This is a genomic window from Amycolatopsis thailandensis (assembly GCF_042723255.1).
Classification (GTDB): domain Bacteria; phylum Actinomycetota; class Actinomycetes; order Mycobacteriales; family Pseudonocardiaceae; genus Amycolatopsis; species Amycolatopsis thailandensis.
Genome location: NZ_JBHXJK010000012.1, coordinates 33827 through 50839, shown reverse-complemented (window position 1 = coordinate 50839; position 17013 = coordinate 33827). Strand labels below are relative to the sequence as shown.

18 protein-coding genes are annotated in these 17013 nt (G+C 68.0%); 10 read left to right on the top strand and 8 right to left on the bottom strand.

What is annotated here, in order from left to right; translation table 11 throughout:
- Positions 1–15: 15 nt before the first annotated feature.
- On the bottom strand, positions 16–447 hold the full coding sequence (locus tag ACFWMR_RS07250; RefSeq protein ID WP_378377739.1) for a hypothetical protein: 432 nt from the start codon (positions 445–447) through the stop codon (positions 16–18).
- Positions 448–526: 79 nt separating this feature from the next.
- Here ACFWMR_RS07250 and ACFWMR_RS07245 point away from each other — a divergent pair, with 79 nt between their 5' ends.
- The 6 genes from ACFWMR_RS07245 (at position 527) to ACFWMR_RS07220 (ending at position 5171) form a co-directional block, all read left to right on the top strand.
- Positions 527–1441 carry an alpha/beta fold hydrolase gene (locus ACFWMR_RS07245; protein ID WP_378377738.1) on the top strand — a complete coding sequence of 305 codons (915 nt, stop codon included), beginning with the start codon at positions 527–529 and terminating at the stop codon, positions 1439–1441.
- A gap of 90 nt (positions 1442–1531) precedes the next feature.
- Positions 1532–1930: an alpha/beta hydrolase gene (locus ACFWMR_RS07240; protein ID WP_378377737.1), complete on the top strand. Its 399-nt coding sequence runs from the start codon at positions 1532–1534 to the stop codon at positions 1928–1930.
- A gap of 10 nt (positions 1931–1940) precedes the next feature.
- Complete coding sequence (locus tag ACFWMR_RS07235; RefSeq protein WP_378377736.1) at positions 1941–2963, top strand: sensor histidine kinase; 1023 nt, start codon at positions 1941–1943, stop codon at positions 2961–2963.
- A complete protein-coding gene (locus ACFWMR_RS07230) occupies positions 2960–3616 on the top strand; it encodes a response regulator (protein WP_378377735.1) in 657 nt (218 codons plus the stop codon). Before ACFWMR_RS07235 ends, ACFWMR_RS07230 begins: the two co-directional genes overlap by 4 nt.
- 57 nt (positions 3617–3673) lie before the next feature.
- Positions 3674–4588 (top strand): phosphotransferase, encoded by a 915-nt coding sequence (locus tag ACFWMR_RS07225; RefSeq protein WP_378377734.1) that lies wholly within the window; start codon positions 3674–3676, stop codon positions 4586–4588.
- A gap of 19 nt (positions 4589–4607) precedes the next feature.
- Complete coding sequence (locus ACFWMR_RS07220; RefSeq protein ID WP_378377732.1) at positions 4608–5171, top strand: dihydrofolate reductase family protein; 564 nt, start codon at positions 4608–4610, stop codon at positions 5169–5171.
- A 12-nt stretch (positions 5172–5183) separates the two neighbouring features.
- On the opposite strand, the gene ACFWMR_RS07215 is transcribed toward ACFWMR_RS07220, so the two are convergent.
- Entirely contained in the window at positions 5184–6086 is a 903-nt protein-coding gene (locus ACFWMR_RS07215) for an RNA polymerase sigma-70 factor (RefSeq protein ID WP_378377730.1), read from the bottom strand.
- A gap of 175 nt (positions 6087–6261) precedes the next feature.
- Here ACFWMR_RS07215 and ACFWMR_RS07210 point away from each other — a divergent pair, with 175 nt between their 5' ends.
- From ACFWMR_RS07210 to ACFWMR_RS07200, 3 genes are read left to right on the top strand one after another with little or no spacing between them, the layout of a single operon-like run.
- On the top strand, positions 6262–6756 hold the full coding sequence (locus ACFWMR_RS07210; protein ID WP_378377728.1) for a carboxymuconolactone decarboxylase family protein: 495 nt from the start codon (positions 6262–6264) through the stop codon (positions 6754–6756).
- A 26-nt stretch (positions 6757–6782) separates the two neighbouring features.
- Positions 6783–7544 (top strand): SDR family oxidoreductase, encoded by a 762-nt coding sequence (locus ACFWMR_RS07205; protein WP_378377726.1) that lies wholly within the window; start codon positions 6783–6785, stop codon positions 7542–7544.
- A complete protein-coding gene (locus ACFWMR_RS07200) occupies positions 7541–8719 on the top strand; it encodes a cytochrome P450 (RefSeq protein WP_378377724.1) in 1179 nt (392 codons plus the stop codon). Before ACFWMR_RS07205 ends, ACFWMR_RS07200 begins: the two co-directional genes overlap by 4 nt.
- A gap of 56 nt (positions 8720–8775) precedes the next feature.
- Here the strand turns inward: ACFWMR_RS07200 and ACFWMR_RS07195 are convergent, their stop codons facing one another.
- Positions 8776–9123: an ArsR/SmtB family transcription factor gene (locus tag ACFWMR_RS07195; protein WP_378377722.1), complete on the bottom strand. Its 348-nt coding sequence runs from the start codon at positions 9121–9123 to the stop codon at positions 8776–8778.
- A 173-nt stretch (positions 9124–9296) separates the two neighbouring features.
- Here ACFWMR_RS07195 and ACFWMR_RS07190 point away from each other — a divergent pair, with 173 nt between their 5' ends.
- Entirely contained in the window at positions 9297–10766 is a 1470-nt protein-coding gene (locus ACFWMR_RS07190; RefSeq protein ID WP_208635856.1) for an MFS transporter, read from the top strand.
- A 59-nt stretch (positions 10767–10825) separates the two neighbouring features.
- On the opposite strand, the gene ACFWMR_RS07185 is transcribed toward ACFWMR_RS07190, so the two are convergent.
- The 5 genes from ACFWMR_RS07185 to ACFWMR_RS07165 form a co-directional block, all read right to left on the bottom strand.
- Positions 10826–11704, bottom strand: coding sequence for a Gfo/Idh/MocA family protein (locus tag ACFWMR_RS07185; RefSeq protein ID WP_378377720.1), 879 nt, complete (start codon positions 11702–11704; stop codon positions 10826–10828).
- Positions 11701–12180 (bottom strand): flavin reductase family protein, encoded by a 480-nt coding sequence (locus ACFWMR_RS07180; RefSeq protein WP_378377718.1) that lies wholly within the window; start codon positions 12178–12180, stop codon positions 11701–11703. Before ACFWMR_RS07180 ends, ACFWMR_RS07185 begins: the two co-directional genes overlap by 4 nt.
- Positions 12181–12218: 38 nt before the next feature.
- Positions 12219–13652 carry an alpha,alpha-trehalose-phosphate synthase (UDP-forming) gene (locus tag ACFWMR_RS07175; protein ID WP_378377716.1) on the bottom strand — a complete coding sequence of 478 codons (1434 nt, stop codon included), beginning with the start codon at positions 13650–13652 and terminating at the stop codon, positions 12219–12221.
- Between the two features lie 76 nt (positions 13653–13728).
- A complete protein-coding gene (locus ACFWMR_RS07170; RefSeq protein ID WP_093938501.1) occupies positions 13729–14847 on the bottom strand; it encodes a zinc-dependent alcohol dehydrogenase in 1119 nt (372 codons plus the stop codon).
- 54 nt (positions 14848–14901) lie between these two features.
- On the bottom strand, positions 14902–16098 hold the full coding sequence (locus tag ACFWMR_RS07165; RefSeq protein ID WP_378377714.1) for an acyl-CoA dehydrogenase family protein: 1197 nt from the start codon (positions 16096–16098) through the stop codon (positions 14902–14904).
- Positions 16099–17013: the final 915 nt, after the last annotated feature.

Genomic DNA, 17013 nt, shown 5'->3' with positions numbered 1-17013 from the left:
TTTTCGTTCAACAGCTCAAGCCTGGTCGAGAAGGTGTTTCGTAGGGCTGTAGTCGATCTTCCAGTCCGTGTAGACACCCAAGGTGTCGTCGGTCAGACAGCGGAGACCGACGCTGATCCAGCGGACTTCCTCGTCGTCGCGCAGGGCGAAGCCCACCGCGACGGCGAACTCGCCGCCACCGCAGGGGCATTCGCACTCCTCGGGATCGGCCTCGGCCCAGTATTCAGCACTGTCCGCGATGAACGTCGCCGCTCCGCAAGCGACACAGACGCGTTGGGCGCAACCCTCATCGTCGTCGACGGCGACCCGGAACGCTCGGCCGGTGCAGTCCCGGCACACCGCCTCCGCCACTCGTGTCACCGGATAGCCACCGGCTCCGAAGTCAAGGATGAACTCGGCGAGCTCAGCGACGCCATCGCCGGGACCGCCACGTTGTTCGATCGTCACCGTGCCATTCTGCCGTGCGCGGGAAGATCTGCCGAAAGACAGACGCGCGGCGCGCCGGCGGTCGAGCAGCCTGGCGAGCATGAAGAAGATACGCGAGCTCGTGGCCGGTGGGCTGTGCCTGCTCACCGTTCTCGGTGGCTTGACGGGTACATCCGCCGCCGCCACGCCGAAACCCGGTCTGTCCTGGCAGGACTGTGGGGACGGCCTGCAGTGTGGCTCGATGGCCGTGCCGTCGGACTGGGCCCGACCCGGTCAGGCGCCGATCACACTCGGGCTGGCGAAGCTGCCGGCCACGAACGCCGCCGCCGGACACGGTGTTCTGCTGATGAACCTCGGCGGCCCGCAGGCGCAGATCTCCGCGTTCCGTCAACCGGCCTTCCAAGCACGGTTCGCGGAGCTGAGGCAGTGGTTCGACATCGTCATTTTCGATCCTCGGGGGTTCGAGGCGAGTAGCGGCATCTCCTGTCCGCTTCCGCCGCCAGCCGAGTCGGACTACGTGTTCCCGGACCAGGCCGCCTTCGACGAGCACGCCGAGCAGAACGCCCGTTTCGGCCAAGCCTGCGCCACTACCCCACTGGCGGGCAAACTCGACTCCTGGCAGGTCGCGCACGATCTGGAAGCCATACGAAAAGTGCTCGGTCAGCGGAAGCTCGACTACTTCGGCAACTCCTACGGCACCGTGTACGCACAGGCGTACGCCGATCTGTTCCCCGGCGGCGTCGGCCGGATGTATCTGGACAGCGTCATGGACCACACCGAACCTTCGCTGCGGAACTGGCTCGGCCAGCGCGCTCGCGCGAACGAGCGCACCTTGCACCGGTTCGCCGGCTGGTGCGCGGCTGAGCCGAGCTGCGCGCTGCACGGCCGCGACGTCCTGGCCGTCTGGGACGAGCTCATCGAACGGGCCGAACGGCAGCCGATCCCCGGCGGGGGCACCACGGTCAGCGCGAAGCAGATCGTCGCCCGGGCCGACGTCCGTTCCGAACGGCGCTAGCCCGCGTTCGCCACCGCCCTTGCCGAGGCACACGCGGGCGACGCGACGAAACTCGCCACCAAACCGGTGTTCCCACCCGATCCCGCCTTGATGCGGATCCCGACCTGTGCCGACTTCCCTTACCCCGGCGACTATCGAGCGGTCCTGGCGGTGGAGTCGTCCCTGCGCACGGTGGCGCCGCGGCTGGGGTGGCGTCAGGCGTGGATCTGGGCGATGGCCTGTGCGCGACTGCCGGGCAACGGCACGTTCCCGCCACACCGTCGTGACTTCACCGCGGTCCCGCCGGTCCTGGTAGTGGGTGGCGTGCACGACGACAACACCCCGCCAGAGTGGGGACGACACCTCGCCGCTCAGTTGCCCCGCGCCCGGTACCTCGCGGCGGACGGCGACCACGCGGTCTATGTGGACGGCAACACCTGCGTCCGGGCTCACGTACACCGTTACCTGACCACCGGCCTGCTGCCACCGGAGAACACGTTCTGTGCCTAGGGTTGCCGTCATGAAGCTCGTGCTGCTCGTGGTGGGAACCGCGGCGTTGCTGGTCGGTTTCACGCGATGGGAGAACCCGGGGGCCGACCTGCCGACGCTCGCCGCGATCAGCTTCGCCGTCTGCCTGCCACTGGCACTGTGCAAGAGGTTGCCGCTGACCGCGGCGATACTGGCCTCGGGGATCTCGTTGCTCGGCAGCCTGATCCCCGGCTGGCCGGGCCGGTTGGTGGCCATGGCGACGTTGTGCTGCGCCGCCTACTACCGGCCGCTGCGCCTGTCGTCGGTCGTGGCGGTGTCCCTGGTGTGGGTGATCGGCTACGGGATCCTGTCCAGCAAGATGGGCCCGGCCGCCGACCTGATCGTTCTCGGCGTCGCACTCCCGGTGGTCGGATACGCGCTGCGGCTGCAACGTGACCGGGCCGGGCAGACGGTCCGGCTTCGCCTCGCCGACGCGGACCGCGTGGCGGCCGAGGAACGCGCGCGACTGGCCAGAGACGTGCACGACAGCGTCGGTCACCACCTGACCGCGATCCGGTTGCAGGCCATGGCCACCCGCCGTGCGCTGGGTGGCGCGCCCGCGCTCGCCGATCGCGTGCTCGGCACCATCGACGACCTCTCCTCGTCCGCGCTGAGCGAGGTGCGTGTCCTGCTGACCACGTCGCATGGATCGCCGGGGCTGGCGGACATCGGCGACCTGGTCCGCCGACTGTCCACCGCGGACCGCCGGATCACGGTGCTCGGCACGGCGGCCCCACTGTCACCGGTCGTCGACCACGCCGCTTACCGGGTCGTACAGGAGGCTTTGACCAACGCGGTGCGGCACACCGACGCCACCGAGATCGACGTTTGTCTCCGACACGACCGGCACGGCATGGAGATCACGATCACCGACAACGGGGCCGTCGGCGCCGAAGCCGTCGAGGGACACGGCATCCGCGGTATGCGCGAGCGGGTGCGCGTGCTCGGCGGCACCCTGTCGGTCGGCCCCCGGCCCCGGCGCGGGTGGTCGGTGCGGGCGAGGATCCCGGCATGATCCGCGTGCTGATCGCCGACGACCAGGAGCCCGTGCGTGAGGCGTTGCGGCTGGTGCTCGACGGCGAGCCGGACATCGAGGTGGTCGACGAGGCGGCCAACGGCGCCGAGGCCGTCCGAAAAGCGCTGTGGCGACGACCGGACGTCGTGGTCATGGATCTGCGCATGCCGCACCTGGACGGGATCACCGCCATCCGACGGCTCACCGGGACCGAGCCGGCGCCACGCGTGCTCGCGCTGACGACCTTCGACCTCGACGATTACCTGTTCGGCGCGTTGCAAGCGGGAGCAGCCGGGTTCCTGCTGAAGGACAGCGAACCCGAGCTGCTCCTGGACGCCGTGCGCGCGCTGCACACCGGTCAAGGGTTGATCGACCCCCAGGTGACCGGGCGACTGATCAACCGGTTCGCCGCGCTCTCCCCGCGAGCACCGACGCGCGAACTGGAGCTGCTCACCCCACGCGAACACGAGGTGCTGCGGAGCGTCGCCCGAGGGATGAGCAACGCCGAAATCGCCGACACCCTGGTGATCGAACCCGGCACGGTGAAGACCCACGTCGCCAGGGTGCTCGGCAAACTGGGGTTACGCACCCGGGTCCACGCGGTGATTTACGCCTACGAGCACGGTCTGGCAGGCGACGAAACCCCGCCTTGAGGCGGTCACGGACCGAATGTCGTTCATCCGAGCGGTGGCCTGTGTGAGGATTCTCGGATGTCACCTCGTCCTCATGCCGACCTTGCTCGGTGGTGCGTGGAGCATCTCGGCAGCCCGCCGTCGGAGGAGATCTTCAGATCCGGGCATCTCTCCACCGTCATAGGTCTCCGGCTGGCCGACGATCGTGAGGTCGTGGTCAAGGTGCGCCCCGACTCTCCGCGAGTGGCGGCCTGCGTCGAAATCCAGCGCCGCGTGTTCCAGGCCGGCTTTCCGTGCCCACAGCCGCTCACCGGCGCCGTCCCTTTCGGCGAGGAAATCGCCACCGCGGAGGTCTACGTCCCCGGCGGCGCCCTGCTCCCGAACGCGGACCACGCCGCCGGGGCCTTTGCCGAAGCCTTCGCGAGGCTCATCAACCTCGCGCCAAGGCCAAGTGAGGTGTCCACGCTCGACCCGGCACCGTCGTGGGCGGCCTGGAACCACGCCGAAGACGGACTCTGGCCGTGTCCCGAGGATTCCGACACCGACCTCAACGAGGTGGCCGGTCCGGCGTGGATCGACGACGCCGGGCGTCGTTCCCGCGATCGGCTGCGAGCCGGCGAGTCCGAAACCGTGATCGGTCACTGTGACTGGCTTGCCGGTAATTTGCGCTGGGACGGAAACGAACTCTTGGTGGTGCACGATTGGGACAGCATGATCGTCGACAGCGAAGCCGTACTCGTCGGCTTCGCGGCCGCGCTGTATTCGACCGTCAGCGTGGACGAGCTGGCTACCGTCGAGGACACGGAACGTTTCCTCGACGCGTACGGCCGGGAGTTCAGCCCCGACGAACTGGAGCGGTCGTGGGCGGCCGGAGTGTGGACCAGGGCCTACGACGCCAAGTATCAGGCCACGGTCGGGCGGCCCATCACCTCATTGTCCGAGGATGAGGCTCGCGAGCGACTCCGTCGCAGTGGGACCGGATTCCAGAAATAGAACATCGAAGGATGGCGTCATGCGGAAACTGATCTACGGCATGAACCTGAGCCTGGACGGCTACATCGCCGCGCCCGACGGCGACCTCGGCTGGGGAGTGCAGAGTGACGAGCTGTTCCAGTGGTGGCTCGAGCGGGAGCAGGCGGTCACCCTGTTCCTGTACGGGCGCGGGCTTTGGGAGACGATGAGTTCCCACTGGCCGACCGGTGACCAGCAGCCGGGCGCCAGCCAGGCGGAGATCGAGTTCGCGCGGAACTGGCGGGACACGCCGAAGGTGCTGTTCTCCTCCACGACGGCCGGCGAGGCCGACTGGAACACCCGCGTGGTCACCGGCGACGCGATCGCCGAGATCACCCGGCTCAAGGCCGGGGACGGCGGGCCGATGAGGGTCGGTGGCGCGACGCTGGCCGGGGCGGCCATGCGGGCCGGGCTGGTCGACGAGTACGAGATCGTCACCCATCCGGCGCTGGTTGGCGGCGGCACGCCCTTCTACACCGCGCTGGACAGCGGGGTGAAGCTCGATCTGGTGGAGACACGGACGTTTCCCGGCGGGGTGGTCCTGGCCAGGTACGAGAGGCGTTGAGCGCGGCGGGTTTCAGCGGCTCACGACGATCTCGCGTTCCACACCGGCCAGTTTCTCGGGATTGCGCACGTGATAGGCGCCGGTGACACACCCGTTCTCCACGCGCACCGCCAGCACGCCGTCGATCTCGCCGTCGACACGGATGAGCAGCCCCGGGCCGCCGTTGATCTGAACCGGCTCGACCGACCGTTCCGCCTCGCGTTTCCACCAGCCGACCGCCAGCAGCCGGGCCACCTTGTCCGCGCCGACGACGGGCCGCAGCAACGCGTGTTTGACTCCACCGCCGTCGCTGAGGGCGACGACGTCCGGCGCGAGGATGTCCAGCAGGCCTTGGAGATCGCCGGTTTCGACGGCCGTCTGGAAGGCCTGAAGCGCGGCCCGGTGTTCGGCGGGGGTACCGGTGCCGCGGGGCCTGCGAGCGGCGACGTGCGCCCGCGCCCGGTGCGCGATCTGGCGTACGGTGCCGGAAGTCTTGCCGACGGCTTCGGCGATCTCCTCGTAGTCGAGCGCGAAGACCTCACGCAGCACGAAAACCGCTCGTTCGGTCGGCGAAAGTGTCTCCAACACCAGCAGCATCGCCATCGAAACGCTGTCGGCCAGCTCCACGTCCTCGGCCACATCCGGCACGGTCAGGAGCGGTTCCGGTAGCCACGGACCGACATAGGACTCCTTGCGCCTGCCGAGCGTCCGCAACCGTTTGAGCGCCTGCCGGGTAATGATCCGGACCAGGAACGCGCGCGGGGACAGCACCGTTTCGAAGTCCACGCCCACCCATCGCAACCAGGTCTCCTGAAGGACGTCCTCCGCGTCGGTGGCCGAGCCGAGCATCTCGTAGGCCACGGTGAAGAGCAGGTTGCGATGGGTCACGAACGCCTCGGTGGCGGTGTCCGTCTCGTGTTCGTCCCGTTCGCTCATCGCCGGTTCCGTCCTCTCGTCCGCGAACGTGTCAGATCCATACGACCCCGGCCGCCCTCCCCTTGTGACACCCGCAGCCCGTGGCCTGTGTCACAAGACCTGCCTGTCACGCCGAGCGGATCGCCGGGATCTCTTGGGCACGACGACGCGATGCCGACAGGAAGGAAGTCCACCCATGTCCATGACGACGACGGGTCCGCGGTCACGCATGCCCAACCCGATCCCCTTCGTGCCCGAAATGGCCGAAGTCGCCGGCGGCCTGCACAAGGTTCTCAGGAACGGCGCGATCCCCCTGACGACCGTGCACCTGCTACAGCTCCGTGCCGGGCAGATCCTCGGCAGCACGTACTTCACCATCCGCGAAACCCGCAATCTTCGCGAGGCCGGGGAACCCGAGGAACGCATCACCGCCGTGGCGACCTGGCGGGACGCCACCTGCTTCACCGACGCGGAACGGGTCGCGCTGCAACTGACCGAGGCCGTCCTCACCCCGAATCCGTCCGGCGAGCGTGTCCCCGATTCGTTGTACGCCAAGGCATCCGCGTGCTACGACGCCAAAGCACTGTGGACGCTCGTCATGGCGATCGCCCACATCGGCTTCTTCGCCCCCGCCGCGCTCATCGCCAAGCCGATCCCCGGGATGCCTCCCGGCCAGAACTACACCGACTGACGATCCTCTCTCGAAAGGCAAAGAACATGAGCACCGGCAAGATCGCGGTGGCGGGCGCCACCGGGCGACTGGGCGTCCACGTCGTCGACGTCCTCGCCGAACGAGGCCATCGAATCGTGCCCGTCTCCCGGGCGACCGGCGTGGACATCATCACCGGTGAAGGTCTCGACGAGGCCCTCGACGGTGTCGAAGTGATCATCGACGTGGCCTCGTGGCACGGCTCCGAACAGGAAGCGGCGACGGAGTTCTTCCGGACGTCGGCACGCAATCTGCACGACGCGGGCCGCCGGGCGGGGGCGGCCCGGATCACCGCGGCGTCCATCATCGGCGTCGACAGGGCCACCGCCGGTTTCCTCGCCGCCAAGAAGGTGCACGAGGAACTCCTCCTGGCCGGCCCTCTCCCCGTCCGTATCCTGCGGGCCGCGCAGTTCCACGAGTTCGTCGGGCAGCTGCTGGACTGGCAGCAGGGCGGCGTCGCCCATCTCCCGTCCCTGCCCACTCAGCTCGTGGCCTGCCGAACCGTCGCGGAGGAACTGGTCGACCTCGCCTTGGCCCCCGAGGCGCCGGAGACACCGATCCCCGAGATCGCGGGACCCCGCAAGGAGAACATGGCCGAGGCGGCCAGGCTCCTCGGTGCCCGCCGGGGCATCCAGGTCGTCGGCATCGAAGGCGGCGGCATACCGGACGCGGAGATCGCCGCGGCCGGCGGTTTCCTGCCCGGACCACACGCCAGGCTCGCGGGTCCCACGTTCTCGGAGTGGCTCGACACCCGGGAAGGCGCGAAATGACCGAAACCTGGGAAGTGCCGCTTCATCTGCGGCGGACCGGCATCGATCCGGTCGGGGAACTGGCGAAAGCTCGCGACGACGAGCGCGTGGTGCGGGTGGAGACGCCCGCCGGGCCACCGGCGTACCTGGTCTCCCGGCACGAGGACGTCCGCCAGGTGCTGGCGGACACGGCCCGGTTCAGCAGCGCCGGGACGCCGTTCTCCGCCGCGGGGCAAGGAAACGCCGGTGTGGCGGGGCAGCTGATCACGCTCGACCCTCCCGAACACACGCGGCTGCGCCGGCTGCTCACCCCGGAGTTCACCGTCCGGCGCATGAGCAGGCTCCAGCCGCGGATCACCGAGATCGTCGAAACGGCCCTGGACGATCTGGAGCGCGCCGGTAAGCCTGCCGACCTGGTGGCGCACTTCGCGTTGCCTGTCCCCTCGCTGGTGATCTGCGAGCTGCTGGGTGTCCCCTACGCCGACCGCGCCGGATTCCACGAACGCGCCGTGCGCATCCTGGACACCTCTTTGCCGGTCGAGGATCGCGTCGCGGCGCAGCGGGAAGACCACGACTACATGGCGGGACTGGTGGCCCGCGCCCAGGCGGATCCGGGCGAGGACCTGCTGGGCATGCTGGTGCGCGAGCACGGCCGGGAGCTGACGTCCGCCGAGCTGACCGGTATCGCGGGGCTTCTCCTGCTGGCCGGGCACGACACGACCTCGAACATGCTCGGTCTCGGCACGCTGGCCCTGTTGTGGCACCCGGACCAGCTGGCGATGCTTCGCGACGATCCGGTACTGGTCGAACCCGCCGTCGAGGAATTGTTGCGCTGGTTGTCCATCGTGCAGACGCCGCCACCTCGGACGACCACGACGGAGGTGGAGATCGCCGGGCACACCATCCCCGCGGGATCGCTCGTGCTCTGTTCTCTTCCGGCGGCCAACCGCGACCCCACCCTGATCGGCGATCCGGAGATCCTCGACATCACCCGGGGCACCACCGGCCACGTCGCCTTCGGACATGGCGCGCACCATTGCCTCGGGGCGCCGCTGGCGCGGATGGAACTGCGCATCGCCCTCCCGGCGCTGCTGCGGCGCTTCCCCGATCTCGCGCTGGCGGATACTGACGACCAGGTGGACTTCCGCGTCTTCAGTCTCGTGTACGGCGTGCGCTCGTTGCGGGTGACCTGGTGAGCGGATAGGACCGGTGTGTCCTCGGTGGTCGTGAGTGGTCGCCACTCACGACCACCTCAGCCCGCCGTGGCGGCCAGCGAAGTCTTCTCGGTCTCCTGTTCGCAGCCGAGAATCGACGCCAGCAGGCCCGGGTAGCGCTCGGCGAGGTCTTCGGTGCGCAACGAGAGCAGGTTCTCGCGGCCCGCCGGGCGCTGCCAGATCACGCCGGAATCCCGCAGCACCCGCCAGTGGTGGGTCAGGGTGGATTTCGACATCGTGGCGTCGAGGTCGGCGCCGACGGTCCCGCAGGCCTGCTCGCCGCGCTGGGCAAGGATCCGGACGATGTTGAGCCGGATGGGGTTGCCCAAGGCCGCGAGCACGTTCTCCAGCCGGATCTGGTCACGTTCGGGGTGCTGGGCGATCATGCCGAAAAGTGTAGACGATTGTGCGGCCGGACGCGCACTATCGTACGGTCGCCATCCGACTACAGTACGTCGACTCACGAACTGATCACGGGGTCCAGGTTCCGCTTTGCTCGATAGTACGTTAAATTTCGTACAGTCGTACTTCTGCTGACCTGAACTTGGAGTCGCGTGCCATGTCGTCACCCTCTACAGCGGCGGGCCACCGCTCGCTCGGCTGGACCCTGGCGCTGCTCGCGCTGGCGCAGCTGATCTTCTCCCTCGATCTGAACATCGTCTTCGTCGCGCTGCCCGAGATCGGCGCGGACCTGGGCTTCACCGATCAGACCCTGCAGTGGGTCGTCGGCGCCTACGCGGTCTTCGCCGGTGGTTTCCTGCTGTTCGGCGGCCGGGCGGCGGACCTGTTCGGGCGCCGCCGGGTCTTCGTGATCGCGTTGACGCTCTACGCGCTTTCGTCGCTCGCCGGCGGCCTCGCCACCAGTCCGACGATGATCATCGTCGCCCGCGCCGTACAGGGCATCGGCGGCGCGCTGCTACTGCCGTCCACGCTGTCGCTGATCAACACCCTGTTCGAAGAGGGCCCCCGCCGGAACAAGGCCCTCGCCGTCTGGGGTGGCGCGGGGGCGAGCGGGCTCACGGTGGGAGCGCTGCTGGGCGGGCTCCTCACCGAAGGATTCGGCTGGCCCGCCGTCTTCTACGTCAACGTCCCGCTCGCGGGGATCGTCGCCCTCGCCGCGCTGTACTTCATCCCGCGTGACGAGCGCCGGACCGACTCCCGCAAATTCGACTTCCCGGGCGCCCTGACGGTCACCATCGGTGCGACACTCCTGGTGTACGTCCTGGTCCAGGGTCCCGAAGACGGCTGGAACTCCATCGGCATCGTCGTCGCGGCCGTACTGGCGGTTCTCCTGCTGATCGCCTTCGCCGTCATCGAGGCGCGCAGCTCGGACCCGCTGATGCCGTTGCGGCTGTTCAGCAACCGCAGTCTCCTCGTCGGCATCACGGTCACCTTCATCTACATGGGGACCTTCGGCGCGCTGCCGTACTTCCTGACGACCCTGTTCCAGGGCGTCCACCGGTTCTCCGCGCTGGAAACCGGGCTCGCCTTCCTGGTCCCGTCGCTCGCCATCGCGACCGGCACCCAGCTCGGTGGCAAGATCGCGACCCGGCTGGGGGTCCGCCCGACGTTGTGGATCGGTTTCGGGATCGGCATCGTCGGCACCGCGGCGCTGGCCGTCGGCTTCGACGCGAACAGCTCCTACCTGGTCGCGGTGCCCGGCCTGGTCATCTCCGGCGTGGGCCAGGGTCTCGTGTGGACAGCCATGTTCATCGCCGCGTCGTCCGGCGTGGCACCGGAGGAACAGGGCGTCGCCAACGGGATGGCCACCACGACACTGAACCTGGGCTACGCGATCGGCCTCGCGGTCCTGATCGCCGTCGCCAACGCCGGAACCACCGGACTTTCCGGTGAAGAAGCGCGGATCGCCTCGGCCGACGGCGGCTTCGTCGCCGTTCTGCTCGCGGCCGCGGGAATGCTGCTGGGATTGCTGATCACTCTCGTCCACCCCAGGACTTCCGAGTCGCCCGCCCCCGGGGGCGACCAAAAGTCCGGCGAGAGCGAGCCCGCGACCGCGCGAGTCCCGTAGCCGCTCCTGGGGTCGCGGTGAGCCGGATCGGAGCGACCGGCCCACCGCGACCCCGCCCCTCAGCCGGCTGCCGCGTCGATCTCCTGGAGCAGCAGCGCGCACCGGGCGATGTCGTCGCTGGTGGGCGGTTCCCAGGTCGCGACGCCGTGGAGCTGGTCGAGCCAGGCGGGTACGACGGCGGCCGCGTCGGGTGGCGGGTGCGTCTCGGCCTGGTGCCCGGTACCGGTGGCGATCACGAGCCGCCCACCGCTCACCGTGCACGATCCCCCGGCGCGGTCGACACGGACGTCGAAGCCGCCGGGGCGCGACGTCCATCCACAGTGGAGCGTCACCGGCACACCGTCCCAGTCCAGCCGGGCCGTTCCGCCGACGTCCATGGCGATGCCCGGAGCCCGGTCCTTGACCGCGGAGACGACACGAAGGCCCGCGTCCGGGCGCAGCCACAGCAGCAGGTCGAGCAGATGGATCCCGAGGTCGGCGAGACCACCGACACCGCCCTGGCGGGGGTCCAGCATCCACGCGGTCCGGCCGCGGAACCAGCCGTCGAGCAGCCCCGGATGGGAGAACCGGGCCCGCACCGACGTCACCGGCCCGCCGGATCCCGCCGAAAGAAAGGTGCGCAGCCCGCGTAAAGCGGGTGCGCACCTGAGGAACATCGCGGTGGTCACCGGGACCGCGGCGGCGTCGATCAGCGACGTGAGTTCGCCGGTTTCCTGGACCGTCGCGGCGAGAGGTTTTTCCACCAGCGCGGGCTTTCCCGCTTCGATCGCCGCACGCAGCAACCGCGGATGATCAGCGGTCACGGAGTCGATGATGACGGCGTCGGCGTCATCCAGTCCGGAAGCCGCGGTGGCGCGGGGATCGCGCCGGATCGCCTCCCGGTGGTCCGCCAGGTGCGGGTGCGCGGTCCCGAGGATCGCGACCCGCACCGGGGTCACCGGGGCTCCGGCCGGGTGAACGACCGGTCGACGTACACCAGGGGATCACCGTCGCCCACGTGCACGGCCTCCACGAGACCGATGAGGATGCTGTGATCCCCACCGTCCTGAATGGAATGAGTGGAGCACGACAACCGGGCCACCGCCTGCGGCAGACCGGGCAACCCGTGCTCGACGGGGATCGCGTCACCGGCGCTGAACCGATCGACGCCCGAGGTGGCGAAGCGCGACGCCACGTCTTCCTGGAACCGGCCCAGCACGTTGATCAGGAATCTGGCCGACGTCGTGAACGCGCGATGGGTGCTGGCCTTCTTGGCGAGGCACACCAGCACGAGCGGCGGGGCCAGGGACAGGGAACTGAACGAGGTTCCGGTGAAACCCCAGCGCCGCCCCGATTCGTCGGCCGTGGTGACCACGGTGACCGGGCCGGGAACGCGGGTCATGGCGCGGGTGAAGTCTTCCGCGAGAACAGGCATCTTTCCCCCAGTTGCTGTTCGGATGGCTAGGCGCAGGCCTAGGAAGCGACCTTGACGTGCCCGGCCGCCAGTTCGTCGAGGAACGACGAAGCCCAATGATCGATGTCGTGGTCGAGCACGTGGTCCCGCAGCCGTCGCATCCGGCTTCGCGTGTCGGCCGCGGGCAGGCTCACGGCCTGCATGATCGCTTCTTTGACCTCGTCGACGTGGTACGGATTGACCAGGAACGAATCCGTGAGTTCCCCGGCGGCGCCGGCGAATTCACTCAGCACCAGCGCGCCGGTCAGGTCGTGACGGCTGGCGACGTACTCCTTGCACACCAGGTTCATGCCGTCCCGGAGCGGAGTCACCACCGCCACGTCGGCGGCGAGGTAGAACGCCGCCAGTTCGCGCTGATCGATCGAAGAATGCAGATAGTGCACAGCCGGATGGCCCACCGCGCCGAATTCGCCGTTGAGCCTGCCGACCTCACGCTCCACCTCGCGGCGCATCAGGCGGTAGTGCTCGACCCGCTCCCGGCTGGGAATGGCGATCTGCACCATGACGGTGTCGCGGGCGTGGAGCCGCTTCTCGCGGAGCAACTCCCCCAGCGCGTGGAGACGGACGTCGATGCCCTTGGTGTAGTCGAGGCGATCCACCCCCAGCAGCACCCGCCGCGGATTCCCGAGTGTGGCCCGGATCTGCTCCGCGCGGTCCCGCACTCGCGGATCCCTCGACAGCGCGTCCCAGGCGCCCGCGTCGACGGAGATCGGGAACGAGCCCACCGACACCGACCGGTGACCCAGGTCGATCGCGCCGCCCAGCGGACCCGCGCCGACCTGTTTCGGCACCTGCGCCGCCCCGGTCAGCGTGCGGCTGAGCCAGAGGAAGTTCTGGGCGCCACCCGGCCGCTGGAAACCGATCAGGTCCGCTCCCAGCAGCCCGCGCACGATCTCGGTCCGCCAGGGCAGGCGCATGAACAGCTCGACCGGCGGAAACGGGATGTGCAGGAAGAAGCCGATGCGGACGTCGGGGCGCAGTTCGCGCACCATCGCCGGGGCCAGCTGCAGCTGGTAGTCGTGGATCCACACGGTGGCACCGGGCGCGCTGACCTCCGCGGCGGCTTCGGCGAAGCGCCGGTTGACCTCGACGTAGCTTTCCCACCAGCTCTGTTGATAAGCGGGCGGCATCACGACGTCGTGGTACAGCGGCCACAACGTGGAATTGGAGAATCCTTCGTAGAACGAGGCGACGGCGTGTTCGTCGAGCGAGACGGGTGAAAGCCGGATCCCGCCGACGGATTCCGGCGGGGTCACCGTGCCCGGGATACCCGGCCAGCCGACCCAGGTGCCGCTCCGCTTGCGCAGCAACGGCTCCAGCGCGTTGACCAGACCTCCGGGGCTGCGGCGCCAGGTCTCGGCCCCGGTCCCGGTGCGGTGCACGCTCGCCGGCAAACGATTGGCGACGACTACGAATTCCGAACGATCGGTCATGAACCTCTCCCGATGAGGGCGACCAAGGAAGCAGAGCCGCCGGGAGGGGGACGCCGCTGTCCCCCTCCCGGGGAAATCACCCCCTGAAGTCCACGATGGTCTTCAGGTCGGTGGTGCTGCGGTAGTTCTCGAAGATCGACACCAGCTGGTCGTAGTCCTCGAACCGGCAGACCGACGACAGGAGCCGCGCGCCGTCGACGACACCGCTCATCAGGATCTGCATCGCGGAGTAGATGACGTTGGCGCTGTGGTGCATGGGGAAACTGGACACGTCGAAGGGCGCCGACATGATGTTGATGCCCTTGGCGAGCATCAGCCACGTGTCGAACTTCTGCATCTCCTGCGAAGCGCCGTAGAGCACATAACGACCGCGCGGCTTGAGCTTGCGCATCGCCATCCGCCGCGGGTCACGGTCTTCGTCGACGTTCTTGATGGTGGGCAACGTGTCGAAGACGTAGTCGAAAGTGCCTTCGTTGATCGCCGTGTCGAGCTCGTCCGGCAGGTACGCGTGATCGGAGAAGTTCTCCGCGGCGAACACGTTCCGGTTCGGGTTGAGGTCCACCGACACCACCGAATTGGGGGCGAAGAGCTGCTTGATGATCCGGCCGGCGATGACCCCGATGGGCCCGGTGCCGAGGATCAGCACCTTGTCCCCGATGTGGGGCGGGTTGCTCAGGATGGACCGCAACGCGCCCGTGGTCGGCTCGATGAACGAGCACTCCAGATCGCTCATCTCGGCCGGGATCTTCACCGCGGCCGCCCGGCGGTCGTCGAGGAAGTTCCGGTCGGTCCAGAAGACGTCGCGTTTGACCTGTCCGGAGAAGATCGGCCGGACCGAGCGGTACTCGGCCAGCCCCTCGAAGTCCGTCTGGCCCCAGTAGACGACCCTGTCGCCGATCTCCAGGCCGACGCTTTCGTGGTCGAAGTCCGAGCCGATCTCGACGACCTCGCCGAGGTATTCGTGGCCGAGGACGACGGGGTACTGCGGCGGGAACAGGTGCCCCTCGAACACCGAGATGTCCGTCGAGCAGATCGAGACGCAGCGCGTCTTCAGCAGCAGGCCGTCCTCCGGCGTGGCCGGAACGGGCACCGTCGCCAATTCGGTCTTCCTCGGCGCGGTCAGATGAAAAGCTTTCATGGTGGCCGGAAGCGGAATGCCCGAACGGCCCGTGGTCGTGGACACGGAGGTGGTCATCGTCAATCCCCTCAGGAAAAGTAAAAGGAAACAAGCGAGCTCGGGAAAGGCGCGTCAGCGGCGCATGAGCAATTTCCCGGTCAACAGGTACTGGCCCACCATCTCGAAATGCGAATGCGAGAGCGTGATGTGCTTGACCGCCGAACGCACGTCCCGGAGACTCCGCTCGAGCCTGCTCGTCGTGTACAGCGAACTCGTGCCCGCGTACTGATGGGCGGTGTCGACCACCTGGCACGCGTTCTCGGCGACGGTCGCGACCGTCAGCCGGATCAGCGACGTCAGTTCGTCGCCGCCGTCCGCGCCGTGTTCGGTCGCCTGCCGGGCCGCGTGCGCCAGGACGAGACGGCTGCTGTGCACGGCCATTTCCATCCTGGCCAGTTTGTCCTGGACCACGTGGCTGCCCGCCAGGGTGCCCGACGCGCCCGTCGGCGTCTTGCGGAGCGCGATCTCCTTGAACGTGCGCAACGCGTCCTGGGCGATTCCCAGGGCGGTGGACGAGGACGTGAACGGCCCGAAGTCGTAGTAGCTGATCGCGTAGGCACGGGAATCACGCGGAAGCGGCGCCGCGTGCATGGCGGCTCCGTCCACCGTGTGGTCCTCGCCGACGAACACGTCGTCGACCAGGTAACTGACGCTTCCGGTGCCCCGCAGGCCGAGCGTGTGCCAGTCGTCGACGAAGGTGACGCTGGTCCGCGGCAGGAACAGCATCCGGATGACCGGACCGGCTTCCCCGAGCCGCGGCTTCCCGTCGTCGGTGACGCGGGCCGCGCACACCAGCCAGTCGGCGTGCGCCGAACCGCTGGCGAAGGACCATTTCCCGCTGAGCCGGAAACCGCCTTCGACGGCTTCGGCCGTCCCGGAGGGGTTGACCCCTCCGACGACCAGCTTGTCGCTCTCGGCGAAGAGCTTGCGAGAGGTCGCCTCGGGAAGGTAGTCCGAAAGCCTGCCGATCGCGCCCTGGACGCCGACCTGCCAGGCCACCGACGCGTCGAGGCGCGCCAGTGCCTGGATGACGGCCGAGCCGGTGGCGATGTCCACCTGCCCCCCACCGAATTTCCGGGAGACCCACATTCTGTGCAGGCCCGCTTCGCGAACGGCGTCGAGCGTCTCGGCCGACGTCACGCGCCGATCTTCGTTGTCATTTCTGTACTTCTCGACAATGGGTGCGATCTTGTCGACCTTCGCCAGCCATTCCTGAATTTCACCGGTCGGCGGCGGCCCGTCGAGCAGGCGCGGCACAGCTTCATCCAATGACAATTTTCCCCCATCCCCAGATGGAAACCTCGCCCCAAACGAGGTTTCGATAGTCTTAGGTTCCTCGAACTATCGAAGCAATGATTACCTGGGCCCCACCACCCGAGCAAGGGGCATGTTCATATCTGGGAGTGATCTAGCCCACAGGAAAAGGGGATTGGCCCGAATGGCGGCACGGAATCAGCCCAACGACGCAGCGATCCGCCCCGAAGTGCTTCCCTTTCGGGCGTAATACCGGTCAGTCGATCAGGAATTCGTATCGCAGCGCGGCAAAATTACCTACATCGGCAGTGGCTTCTTGACTGGTCCACAATGGACTCTTACTGAAGCGGCTTTCCTTTTGCTGGCTCACAGTCAGGGCCCTCTAACATTCAGTAGGGGCGATTCTTTCCGTGGTTCCGCCGGACCTGAGCCACACTGGAGCAGGACCACCGAGGGGAGCCGAACTCGATGACAGACGACCTTCCGTCATGGGCCGGACGCGTCCGCTCGATGCGCGAAGCGCGAGGTTGGACCCAAGCATCACCCTCGGCGTGGTCGCCGCCCGTGAAGGTGATCTCGACGAAGCTGTCATGCGGGGCCGTCGCGCTCTCAGCGGCGAGCGGAAGTCGCTTCCATCGCTCATGTCGGTCGCACGCGACCTCTCCGGCATTCTCAGCGCGCGCTTCGCCGGCGAGCCGGAAGTGACCTCATACCTCGAGCACTTGCGTTCCCTTGAGCAACGTGATTGTTGAGGGGTAACGCAAAGGTGTCGGGACGAAGTGGCCTCCGGGGGCACAGTCTATCCCCCAGAGTGCGGGGTGGGGTGGTAGATTTTTGGGGAGAGGTACCCAAATAACCAACACCCCCCCCCCCCCCCCACAACACACCCACCAACAAAAAAAAAACAAAGAGAAAGAAGAAGAAAGCGAG